The 12,460-nt window shown below is 38.8% G+C and carries 10 protein-coding genes; 8 read left to right on the top strand and 2 right to left on the bottom strand.

Going from position 1 to position 12,460, the window contains the following annotated elements:
- Window positions 1-50 precede the first annotated feature (50 nt).
- Window positions 51-1,544 carry a nitrogen regulation protein NR(I) gene (glnG, locus tag ASF86_RS06560; RefSeq protein ID WP_005039979.1) on the bottom strand — a complete coding sequence of 498 codons (1,494 nt, stop codon included), beginning with the start codon at window positions 1,542-1,544 and terminating at the stop codon, window positions 51-53.
- Window positions 1,531-2,640 (bottom strand): nitrogen regulation protein NR(II), encoded by a 1,110-nt coding sequence (gene glnL, locus ASF86_RS06555; protein ID WP_003652188.1) that lies wholly within the window; start codon window positions 2,638-2,640, stop codon window positions 1,531-1,533. The genes glnG and glnL overlap by 14 nt, the downstream gene beginning before the upstream one ends.
- Window positions 2,641-2,981: 341 nt before the next feature.
- Here glnL and rimO point away from each other — a divergent pair, with 341 nt between their 5' ends.
- The 8 genes from rimO to bamA all read left to right on the top strand — a co-directional run bounded on the left by rimO (window position 2,982) and on the right by bamA (window position 12,424).
- The gene (gene rimO / locus ASF86_RS06550; protein ID WP_056480626.1) at window positions 2,982-4,325 is read left to right on the top strand and encodes a 30S ribosomal protein S12 methylthiotransferase RimO; all 1,344 of its coding nucleotides are present in this window, start codon (window positions 2,982-2,984) and stop codon (window positions 4,323-4,325) included.
- 49 nt (window positions 4,326-4,374) lie between these two features.
- The gene (pyrH, locus tag ASF86_RS06545; RefSeq protein ID WP_003652185.1) at window positions 4,375-5,103 is read left to right on the top strand and encodes a UMP kinase; all 729 of its coding nucleotides are present in this window, start codon (window positions 4,375-4,377) and stop codon (window positions 5,101-5,103) included.
- A gap of 85 nt (window positions 5,104-5,188) precedes the next feature.
- Window positions 5,189-5,743 (top strand): ribosome recycling factor, encoded by a 555-nt coding sequence (gene frr, locus ASF86_RS06540; RefSeq protein ID WP_004791853.1) that lies wholly within the window; start codon window positions 5,189-5,191, stop codon window positions 5,741-5,743.
- 5 nt (window positions 5,744-5,748) lie between these two features.
- On the top strand, window positions 5,749-6,501 hold the full coding sequence (gene uppS, locus ASF86_RS06535; RefSeq protein ID WP_005039983.1) for a polyprenyl diphosphate synthase: 753 nt from the start codon (window positions 5,749-5,751) through the stop codon (window positions 6,499-6,501).
- Window positions 6,501-7,325 (top strand): phosphatidate cytidylyltransferase, encoded by an 825-nt coding sequence (locus tag ASF86_RS06530; RefSeq protein WP_056480623.1) that lies wholly within the window; start codon window positions 6,501-6,503, stop codon window positions 7,323-7,325. Before uppS ends, ASF86_RS06530 begins: the two co-directional genes overlap by 1 nt.
- A complete protein-coding gene (ispC, locus tag ASF86_RS06525) occupies window positions 7,326-8,522 on the top strand; it encodes a 1-deoxy-D-xylulose-5-phosphate reductoisomerase (RefSeq protein WP_056480620.1) in 1,197 nt (398 codons plus the stop codon).
- Window position 8,523: 1 nt separating this feature from the next.
- Window positions 8,524-9,879: an RIP metalloprotease RseP gene (gene rseP, locus ASF86_RS06520; protein ID WP_056480617.1), complete on the top strand. Its 1,356-nt coding sequence runs from the start codon at window positions 8,524-8,526 to the stop codon at window positions 9,877-9,879.
- Between the two features lie 37 nt (window positions 9,880-9,916).
- Window positions 9,917-12,424 carry an outer membrane protein assembly factor BamA gene (gene bamA / locus ASF86_RS06515; protein WP_056481776.1) on the top strand — a complete coding sequence of 836 codons (2,508 nt, stop codon included), beginning with the start codon at window positions 9,917-9,919 and terminating at the stop codon, window positions 12,422-12,424.
- The last annotated feature ends 36 nt before the right edge of the window (window positions 12,425-12,460 follow it).

Raw genomic sequence — 12,460 nt, 5'->3', positions numbered from 1 at the left:
TAAAGCGGCTAAGACATCCTTAGCCGCTTTTCATTTAGGTAATAAGCTTTTTAGGCTTCAGTTTGGGTAACCTTATGTTCATCTTCTTCATCATCGTCAGCAGAATCCATTCCAAGTTCTTTTAACTTGCGAGTTAAGGTGTTGCGACCCCAACCCAGTAATTCTGCTGCGTGGCGTTTGCGTCCACGTGTTTGTTGTAAAGCAGCGTTAATTAATGTGCGTTCAAACATTGGTGTAGCGATATCCAAAATCTTCATTTCACCATTCTTAAGCTTTTGAATTGCCCACTGGTTTAACAGTTCATCCCAATGGTGTAAAGAAATGCGTTCAAATGAAGGGGCAGGTTGTCCAGCATCAGTATTCTTTTGCAATGGAACCTGTTTGAGCTCAGAAGGTAAATCTTCTGGATACACTTCACGCCCGGTGATCATTACAGTTAACCAGCGGCACGTGTTTTCAAGTTGTCGAACATTGCCGGGCCATGGCAACTGTTGCATATAATCTGTCGTCTCGGTACGTAAGATTTTTGGACTTACGCCAAGCTCTTTACCTGCACGCGCAAGAAAGTGCTGAGCAAGCATTGGGATATCTTCGCTACGGTGAGCAAGTTTAGGAATGTGAATGCGGATCACATTTAAGCGGTGATATAAGTCTTCACGGAAGCGACCTTCATTTACCAGCTTTTCTAAATCCTGATGCGTTGCTGCAACGATTCGAACATCAACTTTAACTGGGATATGTCCACCTACACGATAAAATTCACCGTCGGCAAGGACACGAAGTAGTCGAGTCTGTGTTTCAAATGGCATGTCACCAATTTCATCAAGGAATAGTGTTCCGCCATTTGCTTGTTCAAAGCGGCCTTGATGCTGAGTGTTTGCTCCTGTAAAAGCGCCTTTTTCATGACCAAACAACTCGGTTTCAATCAAGTCTTTTGGAATTGCAGCCATATTTAAAGCAATAAAAGGCTTGGCACGGCGTGGGGAGTGCTTGTGTAAAGCATGCGCAACTAGTTCTTTACCTGTACCTGATTCACCATTAATTAAAACGGTAATATGAGATTGAGATAAACGGCCGATGGCGCGGAAAACCTCCTGCATTGCTGGAGATTCACCAATAATTTCTGTTGATTGAAGAGGTAAAGCTGTTTTTGTAGCTTCTTGCTGTTGTAGCTTGTTGATATGCAGGATTGCACGATTTACTAAAGCTAAAGCTTCATCAATATCAAATGGCTTTGGTAAATATTCAAAAGCACCTGTTTGATAGCTTGAAACAGCAGATTCTAAATCGGAGTGTGCAGTCATAATAATGACAGGTAAATCTGGATGAGTGTTTTTGACTTTAGATAAGAAAGTTAACCCATCAATCCCAGGCATGCGGATGTCAGTTAAAATGACATCGGGAGCGTCATGATGCAAACGTTCAAGCGCAGTTTGAGCTTCTTCAAAATTGGTAACATCAAAACCCTCTTCTTTAAAGGTCTTTTCCAATACCCATCGCATGGCGCGATCATCATCAATAACCCATATTTTATTTCGCGACACGGTCTGACTCCCAAGGTAAATATAAGCTAAAAATAGTTTTTCCAGGAACAGATTGGCATTCAATCATTCCGTTATGTTGATGCATAATATTCTGTGCAATACTCAGGCCAAGCCCAGTACCTTTTGCTCGTCCGGTAACCAACGGATAAAACACAGACTCTAAAATACTTTCAGGAATGCCTGGTCCATTATCTTCAATGTCGACCCGAACGGTGGATCGATTCAGTACACCATTAATCGTGACAAGACGCTGTATTCGCGTACGTAGAATTAATTCCGGTTCCTGATCTATAAAAAATGCTTTGTTTTCTGTAATGGCTTGAATTGCATTTACACTAATATTGAGCATGACCTGTATTAACTGATCTCGATCGGCATTAACATCGGGTAATGACAAATCATAGTCACGTATAATTTTAATTTTCTTCTTTGTCTGGTTTGCAATAAGAGAGCGTACTCGTTCTAAGGGTTCGTGTACGTTAACATTTTCATAGCTTGGTAGTTGTCTAGAACCTAACATGGTATCAGCCAAGTTAGTTAAACGATCTACTTCATTAATAATGACATCGGTGAATTCAGCATAAGTCTTATCATTTAAACTACGAGCGAGTAACTGGGTTGCTCCCCGAATACCTGCAAGTGGGTTTTTAATTTCATGTGCAACACCACGTACGAGCTGTCTAGCGACTTGATGCTGTTGAACCAGATTTTCTTCTTTTGAAATCTTTAACATGCGATCAATTGGATTAAGTTCGATCAACAGTAATGGATGGTAGCTTTTACCTGCATTTAATTGAGAAACTGTGTAATCCACGTGGAGATCTTTAAAGTTGACATTAATGACAGCTTCTCGACGCGTATAGGGTTGTCCGGTTTTTATTGTGTTCAATAAAGCTTCATGCGTATTAAAAGTATCGTCAGGTGCATGAAGCAAGTTTAAAACGGGCTGTCCTGAAGCACGGAGCAAACTAATGTCAAATAGTGCTTCGCAGGCTGAATTTAAATAAAAAATATTCAAGTTACTATCGATTAATAAAATCGCAGTAGTTAAATTGTCTACCAATAGGCGATAGTCGATAGGGTTGTGTTGATCCATTAGCGAATCGTTCCTGTCTTAAAATAGCGCAATGGCATCTTCTTGGTTATCGGATTTTCACCGTTATAGAACATGAACGATGCAAAATATACGCCAACTTTGTTTATGGGTTCTTTTAAAGTTTTAAGGTACTTAAAAACGCGCTGAAATCGTTCTTTATATCTTTTGATCAAAGCAGATGGCTTAAGTTTAGATAATAACATGATCTAAATTGGTGCAAAGATGAGTTTTGGTGCAAATGTTGGTTGTATTTTGGTGCATTACACAAAGAGTAGGCTTTCCACCTATGCTTGAGACAAGAAAAGACATACAATACGCGCATTCAAGTGGAGCGCAGATTCATGAAGACCCCCAAAGTCGGTTTTGTTTCTTTAGGTTGTCCTAAGGCATTGGTAGATTCTGAACGAATTTTAACTCAGTTAAAGACTGAAGGTTATCAAGTTGCATCAGATTATAATGGTGCTGATTTAGTAGTTGTTAATACCTGTGGTTTTATTGAATCTGCGGTACAAGAGTCGCTAGATGCAATTGGCGAGGCCATGAGTGAAAATGGTCGAGTGATCGTTACTGGATGCTTAGGTAAAGACGAAGATAAAATTCGTCAAATGCATCCAAACGTTTTAAAGGTTACTGGTGCAGCAGCTTATCAAGATGTGATGGAAGCTGTGCATGAATATGTACCAGCACCACCTAAACATAACCCGTTTGTTGACTTAGTTCCTGAACAAGGAATTCGATTAACACCAAAGCATTATGCTTACTTAAAAATATCTGAAGGATGTAACCATCGTTGTACCTTCTGTATTATCCCAAGTATGCGTGGTGACTTGGTTTCTCGTCCAGTCGGTAGTGTATTAGAAGAAGCTGCTGCGCTTAAAAGAGCGGGTGTTAAAGAAATCTTGGTTATTTCTCAAGATACATCAGCTTATGGCGTAGACACCAAGTACAAACTTGATTTTTGGAATGGTCAGCCTGTTAAGACAAAATTCTTCGACATGTGTGAAGCACTAGGCCAACTGGGCATCTGGGTGCGTTTACACTATGTTTATCCATATCCACATGTGGATGCAGTAATTGATTTAATGGCACAAGGTAAAATTCTGCCATATCTAGATATTCCATTTCAACATGCAAGCCCACGTATTCTTAAGTTAATGAAGCGTCCGGCTCATAGTGAAAATACACTAGAAAAAATTAAGTTGTGGCGTGAAAAATGTCCTGATCTTGTGATCCGTTCTACTTTTGTGGTGGGTTTCCCAGGTGAAACTGAAGAAGACTTCCAACTGTTACTTGATTGGCTCGTAGAAGCTCAACTTGATCGTGTGGGTTGTTTTACCTATTCACCAGTAGAAGGTGCAACGGCAAATGATTTGCCAGATCATGTGCCAGAAGAAATTAAACAAGAGCGTTACGAGCGCTTTATGCAAGTCCAGCAAGAAATTTCTGCTGCCAGATTGCAAAAACGTATTGGTCAAACGATGACTGTTTTGGTCGATAGTTTAGAAGATGAATATCCTGTTGCCGTTGCACGTTCTTATGCTGATGCTCCAGAAATTGACGGTAATGTGTTTGTAGAAGATATCGATAAGAACACTATTCAACCGGGCGATATGTTGGAAGTCGAAATTACCGATGCGGATGAATACGATTTATTTGCAAAGTTAATTAAAATTAAATCGGTTTAATCGAAATATATTAAAGAGCATTCAGTTTAAGAGGTTTTGGAGCAAAGTCATGGCGGAAACAATTAGCCCTCGTTATTCACGTATCCTATTAAAATTATCTGGTGAGGCATTGTCAGGTAATAAAGACATGGGTATTGATGCCCAAGTTTTAGATCATATGTCCCTTTCAATTGCACACTTGGTTGGCTTGGGTGTACAAGTGGGTATCGTTGTGGGTGGCGGTAATTTGTACCGTGGTAGTCAGTTGCAAAAAGATGGCCTAGTTGGTCGTGTAACAGGCGATCAAATGGGTATGCTTGCAACTGTAATGAATGGCTTAGCTATGCGTGATGCTCTAGTTCGTCGTAATATCAGAACTCGTCTTATGTCTGCATTGCCAATTGGTACGGTAGTAGAGTCTTATTCAAGTCGTGATGCTATCCGTCATTTGAGCCAAGGTGAAGTTTGTGTTTTCGTTGCGGGTACAGGAAATCCATTTTTCACAACGGATACAGCGGCATGTTTACGCGGAATTGAAATCGAAGCCAATTTGATTTTAAAAGCGACTAAAGTAGATGGCGTTTATAATAAAGATCCAAGTAAATTTGAAGATGCTGTTAAATACGATCATTTAACCTTTGATCAGGTGTTAGATGAAAAACTTGGTGTTATGGATTTGACCGCTATTTGTTTATGTCGAGACCATAATGTGCCATTGCAAGTTTTTGATATGAATAAATCAGGTGCGTTATTGTCAGTAGTAATGGGTGAAAAAGAAGGGACGCGCGTTACTAAATAATGTACGTGTTACCTAAAGCTCTTTATACTAGCGCTAAATTAAATTTGTTAAATATATCTTTGAATAAATAAGTAAGGTAGATCATATGATTAACGATCTGAAAAAAGACAGCGAACAGCGTATGTTAAAAACTCTAGAGTCTTTGGAACTAGGGTTTGCTAAAGTTCGTACCGGCCGTGCACACCCATCAATCTTAAATGGTGTAATGGTTCCTTACTACGGTTCTGATGTGCCTTTAAATCAAGTAGCAAACGTGGGTATCGAAGACTCTCGTACACTTATTGTTCAGCCATTTGAGCGTACAATGGTTTCAGCTATTGATAAGGCAATCCGTGAAAGTGATCTTGGTTTAAACCCGATTACAGCAGATGCAATTCGTGTACCTTTACCAGCATTAACTGAAGAAACGCGTCGTGATATGCAAAAAGTTGCGCGTAATGAAGCTGAAAATGCAAAAGTTGCGATTCGTAATATTCGCCGTGATGTATTGGGTGATATCAAAGCATTGCTAAAAGAAAAAGAAATTTCTGAAGATGATGAACGCCGTGCAGGTGACGATATTCAGAAAATTACTGACAAATATGTTGCAGAAGTAGACAAGCGTCTTGCAGCGAAAGAAGCAGAATTGATGAAGGTCTAATTTTTATGACCGATTCTGAAGAGTATCATCTTCCCAAGCATGTTGCCATCATTATGGATGGCAACAACCGCTTTGCAAAAAAAAATCAAATGCAAAAAGGTGATGGCCATCGGGAGGGTAAAAATGTTCTCGATCCTATCGTTGAACATTGTAAAAAAACTGGTATTCGTGCTTTAACTGTTTTTGCATTTTCAAGTGAAAATTGGAATCGACCGCAGTATGAAGTCGATCTGCTTATGAAGCTTCTGGAAGAAAGTATTCATGAGCAAATACCTCGCATGAAGAAATTTAATATTGCTTTGCGTTTTATCGGTGATCGTTCTCGATTATCTTCACACTTAGTTGCCTTAATGGAAGATGCAGAGCAACAGACAGCACACCATGACACTATGACTCTAACTATTGCAATCAGCTATGGTGGGATGTGGGACATTGCAAATGCAGCAAAACAGGTTGCTCAAGCAGTTGCCCGTGGTGAATTTGGTGCTGATCAAATAAATGTTGATTTGTTCGAAAAATATGTCAGTCTAAACGATCTGCCGGCTGTGGACCTATTAATCCGTACAGGCGGAGATTATCGCATATCTAATTTCTTGTTATGGCAAGCAGCTTATGCGGAACTGTATTTTACGGATACTTTATGGCCAGAATTTACAGTAAAAGAGTTCGATCATGCCTTGAATGTCTTTTCTGGGCGTGAACGTCGTTTTGGCAAAACATCTGAACAAATTCAGCAAGAGAAAATAGAGAATTTATAATGTTAGAGCGGATTGTTACCGCATTGGTACTTGTTGCAGTTGTTTTAGGCTGTATGTTTGCTACGCAATCACATTATCCAATGTTGGTTCTTATGATTGTTGCAGCAGGGGTTGCGGGGTATGAATGGTATAAATTAATGCCTCGCGAAACTGCAAATGCTGTTAAACCCAAAGCTTGGTGCTACGGTCTGCTTGTTGCATTTGTTTCAGGTGTTGCCCTATTTTTCCATGATATTGCATTACTTTTGTGGTCTGCTTCAATTTTGACTTGGATTGTAAGTGTATATTGGATTAAGTCATTTCCTGAATTTGATGGCTGGTATAACGCGACCTTGTATGTGATTGGCATAATTTTAGTCTGTGCTGCGGTAACGTCAATTTTTGTAGTATGGCAGAGTTCACCATGGTGGTTAATGTATCTGTTCTTGCTCGTATGGGGCGCAGATAGTGGTGCTTACTTTGTTGGTCGCAAATTTGGGAAAAGAAAGCTAGCTCCGACTGTAAGCCCTAACAAATCAGTGGAAGGTTTGTATGGTGGTGTTATTACGACCGTAGTAATAATGTTGGTTGTGCAATATCATTATCTAAATTTAACTTTAATTCAGCAAATTCTGTTTCTTATATTGTCATTAATTACAGTATTTGGTTCAGTTTTGGGTGACTTATTTGAATCAATGATTAAACGTCGTGCCGGTATTAAAGATTCTGGTCGTGTTCTACCTGGTCATGGTGGTGTTTTAGATCGTATTGATTCTTTACTTGCTGCAGCCCCGATCTTTGCAACGGGAATGTATATATTAAAACTTATTGGTGTAGATTTATAGATGACACAATCTGTTTGCATATTAGGTGTAACCGGTTCCATTGGTCAAAGTACCTTAAAAATTTTAAATCAACATCCTGATAAGTATTCAGTGTTTGCAGTTTCAGCTCATAGCCGAATTTCTGAGTTGGTTGAAATTTGTAAACAGTTCCAACCAAAAGTTGTGGTTGTTCCAGAGCAAAAAGTTGCCGAATTAACAGCTCTATTTGCAGATAATAAATTACAAAATATTGAAATTCTGGTTGGTCAAGATGGTCTGGTAAGTATTGCTTCTCATCCAGATGTTGATGTTGTTATGGCCGCAATTGTTGGCGCTGCAGGTTTGTTGCCAACTCTGGCTGCTGTGAAAGCTGGCAAGCGTGTATTATTAGCGAATAAAGAAGCTTTGGTTATGTCTGGTGAAATCATGATGCAAGCAGCACGTGATCATCAGGCGTTGTTATTGCCAGTAGATTCCGAACACAACGCTATTTTTCAGTCATTACCTCATAATTATTTAGAAGCCGAAAGAAATGGGCAACCACAGCAGGGCGTATCTAGAATTTTATTAACAGCCTCTGGTGGCCCTTTTTTAAACCATTCTTTAGAGCAGTTAAAAAAAGTTACTCCTCAGCAAGCCTGTAAGCATCCTAATTGGTCTATGGGACAGAAAATCTCAGTTGACTCGGCTACTCTTATGAATAAAGGGTTGGAGTTGATTGAGGCGTGCCATTTGTTTTCAATATCTGAACATTTTGTTACAGTTGTTGTTCACCCACAAAGTATTATTCATTCTATGGTGCAATATGTTGATGGCTCAACATTGGCACAAATGGGTAATCCAGATATGTGTACGCCAATTGCGCATGCTCTAGCATGGCCGGAGCGTTTACAGACTAATGTTCCTGCTTTAAATTTATTTGAGTATTCTCAGCTTAATTTTCAAGCGCCAGATATTCAAAAATTCCCAGCACTTGATTTGGCACGTCAAGCAATGCGTGAGGGAGGTTTGGCACCTACTATTTTAAATGCCGCAAATGAAGTTGCTGTTGCTGCATTTTTAAAGGAACAAATTGGATTTACAAATATTCCACAAGTGGTAGAACATACTTTGCAAAAATTGGAAAATTCAGTTGCTGAAAATATTGAGTGCATTTTAGATAGAGATGAAATAGCACGACAGGTAGCACAGCAATATATATCAAGTATAGGAGGCTGAAATGAGCGCATTATTTATGATTGCAGCAGCAGCTCTTTTACTTGGTCCTTTAATTGCAATCCATGAGTTCGGCCATTACTGGGTGGCACGAAAACTAGGTGTTAAGGTTTTAGTATATTCGATTGGTTTTGGTCCTACCTTACTCAAATGGACATCAAAAAAATCTGGAATCAAATACCAGCTTTCAGCTTTACCATTGGGCGGCTATGTCAAAATGCTCGATGAGCGTGAAGGTAATGTTGCAGAGCAGGATTTACCTTATGCATTTAACCGTCAAAAACCATGGAAACGTATAGCAATTGTTGCAGCTGGCCCATTAATTAATCTGATTTTTGCTGTCTTACTTTTCTGGATCTTATTTTTACCAGCACAAGAACAACTAAACACTAGAGTTGGTAAAGTCATACCAAACTCACCAGCAGCAACTGCACAAATGCAAGTAGGTGACAAGATTATTGCGGTTGATGGAAAAGAAACGCAAACTTGGGAAAAACTTAACTTTGCTTTGATTGATCGTGTAGGTGAAACGGGTAGTGTAAATATTGATGTAGACCGTGCGGGTACTGAAAAAAATATTGTTTTACCGATTAAAGACTTCTTAAAAAATCAGAATGAATCAGCTTTAGATGTGTTAGGTTTTTTACCATATCGTCCTGTTATTCCTGCTTTTGTCACTGAATTGACTCAAGATGGAGCTGCAATTCGTCAAGGAATGAAAGTAGGCGATCGTATTGTTTCAATTAATGGTCAAGCAATGAAAGACTGGTTTGATGTTGTAGAGATAGTGCAACATTCTCCAGAAAAATTACTCAATATTGATGTTTTACGTAATGGTCAATTAGTTCATTTGCAAGTCATGCCTCAAGGGAAAAAGGATAACATGGGGCAAGTGAGCGGTGTTTTGGGCGTGAAAAGTGATGCAGGAAAAATTACAATTCCTGACGAATATAAGCAAACAATTCAATATACTCCAATACAAGCTTTTGAGATGTCACTAGATAAAACTGGTCAGATCTCTAGCATGATATTGAGTTCAATAGTAAAAATGGTTAAGGGTTTAATTGGTTTAGAGAATCTTTCTGGACCAATTACAATCGCGAAAGTAGCAGGACAAAGTGCAGAAATGGGATGGCAGACTTTTATCTCATTTATGGCTTTAATGAGCGTAAGTCTTGGAATTTTAAATTTATTACCAATTCCAATGCTAGATGGTGGACATCTTGTTTATTACATTATTGAAGCTATTCGAGGGAAGCCTGTTTCTGAACAAATACAAATGTTTGGTCTAAAAATTGGTATGGTACTGCTCGGTAGTATGATGCTTTTGGCTTTATTTAATGATTTTATGCGTTTGTAAACGTATATGGACTTATAACTTACTGGAAAAAACTGGCATGCGGCACACACATTTTTTAATGCCTTTGGCACTTGTTAGCGCTATGGCGGCGGTACAACAAGCATATGCAGCTGATGATTTCGTTGTTCGAGATATTCGCGTAGATGGGTTGGTCCGTCTTACTCCTGCAAATGTTTATACTATGTTGCCAATCAACAGTGGCGATCGCGTTAATGAACCGATGATCGCAGAAGCAATTCGAACATTGTATGCCACTGGACTTTTTGACGATATTAAAGCATCAAGAGATAACGATACTTTAGTTTTTAATGTCGTAGAGCGCCCAATTATTTCAAAGCTTGAATTTAAGGGTAATAAACTTATTCCTAAAGAGGCTTTAGAGCAAGGCCTTAAAAAAATGGGAATTGCTGAAGGCGAAGTTTTTAAGAAATCGGCTTTGCAAACAATTGAAACTGAATTAGAGCAGCAATATACCCAGCAGGGTCGTTATGATGCAGATGTAACTGTTGATACGATCGCTCGTCCAAATAACCGTGTTGAACTTAAATTAAATTTTAATGAAGGTACAGCCGCTAAAGTTTTTAATATCAATATTATTGGTAATACTGTTTTTAAAGACAGCGAAATTAAACAAGCCTTTGCAGTTAAAGAAAGTGGTTGGGCTTCTGTTGTAACGCGTAATGACCGTTATGCTAGAGAGAAAATGGCAGCGAGCCTTGAAGCTTTGCGTGCGATGTATCTCAATAAAGGTTATATCAATTTTCATATCAATAACTCACAGCTTAATATTAGTGAAGATAAAAAGAACATCTTTATTGAAGTTGCTGTAGAAGAAGGCAGTCAGTTTAAATTTGGTCAAACCAAGTTTTTAGGTGATGCACTTTACAAGCCTGAAGAATTACAAGCTTTAAAAATCTATAAAGATGGCGATACTTATTCACAAGAAAAAGTGAATGCTGTTAAGCAATTGTTATTGCGTAAATACGGTAATGCTGGTTATTACTTTGCAGATGTGAATATTGTTCCACAAATTAATAATGACACAGGTGTTGTTGACTTAAATTACTATGTAAACCCAGGTCAGCAAGTTACTGTACGTCGTATTAACTTTACAGGTAATAGTAAAACTGCCGATGAAGTATTACGTCGTGAAATGCGTCAAATGGAAGGCGCTTTAGCGAGTAATGAAAAAATTGATTTGTCTAAGGTTCGTTTAGAGCGTACAGGGTTCTTTAAGACAGTTGATATTAAACCAGCTCGTATTCCAAACTCACCAGATCAGGTGGATTTAAACGTAAATGTTGAAGAACAGCACTCGGGAACTACAACATTAGCTGTAGGTTACTCACAAAGTGGTGGTATCACATTCCAGGCAGGTTTGAGTCAAACTAACTTTATGGGAACAGGTAATCGTGTTTCGATCGATTTATCTCGCTCTGAAACTCAAGACTACTATAACTTAAGTGTTACTGACCCTTACTTCACTATTGATGGTGTAAGCCGTGGTTATAACGTTTATTACCGTAAAACAAAGCTAAATGATGACTATAACGTTAATAACTATGTTACCGATAGTTTTGGTGGTAGTTTAAGTTTTGGTTACCCAATTGACGAAAACCAAAGCCTAAGTGCCTCTTTAGGTATTGATAATACTAAAGTAACGACTGGTCCTTATGTCTCTACTTATGTGCGTGATTATTTGTTAGCAAATGGTGGTAAAGCAACAAGTAAGGGTTCATATTGTCCAACCTTAAATGGTGAGTCGCAGTATGATACCGAGAAGGGGGAATGTAAGGTCCGAGAGGAACAATATGATAATGCGTTTGAGGGTGAGTTCTTTACATATAACTTAAATTTAGGTTGGTCATACAATACCTTAAATCGTCCTATTTTCCCTACTTCAGGTATGTCACATCGTGTAGGTCTTGAGATTGGTTTGCCTGGTAGTGATGTTGACTATCAAAAAGCAACTTATGATGCACAGGCATTCTGGCCAATTAGTAATACTGGTTTCGTATTACGTGGTTACGGTAAGCTTGGCTATGGTAATGATTTACCATTCTATAAAAACTTCTATGCAGGTGGTTATGGTTCTGTGCGTGGTTATGATAACAGTACCTTAGGTCCTAAGTATGCAAGTGTAAATTTACAAGAAACAAAAACTAATGACCCTTCTCCAGAAGAAGTTGGGGGTAACGCTTTAGTACAATTTGGTACTGAATTAGCTTTACCGTTACCTTTCAAAGGGGACTGGACTCGCCAAGTACGACCAGTCATTTTTGCTGAAGGTGGTCAAGTATTTGATACTAAGTGTGATGTTGGCTCTTATTCTATGATTATGAATGGGCAGCAAATAGCAGATGCTAAAAAATACTGTGAAGATAACTACGGTTTTGATTTAGGCAATATGCGTTATAGCGTGGGTGTAGGATTTACATGGATCACTATGATTGGGCCATTATCTCTTAGCTATGCATTCCCTCTCAATGATAAGCCTGGTGATGAAACCAAAGAGATCCAGTTTGAAATCGGTCGTACTTTCTAAGTACGACTTGACTAAACATGAAATAAGGACACAAAC

It is taken from the genome of Acinetobacter sp. Leaf130 (genome assembly GCF_001423205.1).
Lineage (GTDB): Bacteria > Pseudomonadota > Gammaproteobacteria > Pseudomonadales > Moraxellaceae > Acinetobacter > Acinetobacter calcoaceticus.
This window is presented reverse-complemented; position numbering and strand designations above follow the sequence as displayed.

What these genes read in the sequence shown, in the direction of transcription:
- rimO (WP_056480626.1), top strand. Translation starts at nt 2,982, where the DNA reads ATGAAGACCCCCAAAGTCGGTTTTGTTTCTTTAGGTTGTCCTAAGGCA.
- frr (WP_004791853.1), top strand. Translation starts at nt 5,189, where the DNA reads ATGATTAACGATCTGAAAAAAGACAGCGAACAGCGTATGTTAAAAACT.
- uppS (WP_005039983.1), top strand. Translation starts at nt 5,749, where the DNA reads ATGACCGATTCTGAAGAGTATCATCTTCCCAAGCATGTTGCCATCATT.
- bamA (WP_056481776.1), top strand. Translation starts at nt 9,917, where the DNA reads ATGCGGCACACACATTTTTTAATGCCTTTGGCACTTGTTAGCGCTATG.
- ASF86_RS06530 (WP_056480623.1), top strand. Translation starts at nt 6,501, where the DNA reads ATGTTAGAGCGGATTGTTACCGCATTGGTACTTGTTGCAGTTGTTTTA.
- rseP (WP_056480617.1), top strand. Translation starts at nt 8,524, where the DNA reads ATGAGCGCATTATTTATGATTGCAGCAGCAGCTCTTTTACTTGGTCCT.
- pyrH (WP_003652185.1), top strand. Translation starts at nt 4,375, where the DNA reads ATGGCGGAAACAATTAGCCCTCGTTATTCACGTATCCTATTAAAATTA.
- glnL (WP_003652188.1), bottom strand. Translation starts at nt 2,640, where the DNA reads ATGGATCAACACAACCCTATCGACTATCGCCTATTGGTAGACAATTTA.
- ispC (WP_056480620.1), top strand. Translation starts at nt 7,326, where the DNA reads ATGACACAATCTGTTTGCATATTAGGTGTAACCGGTTCCATTGGTCAA.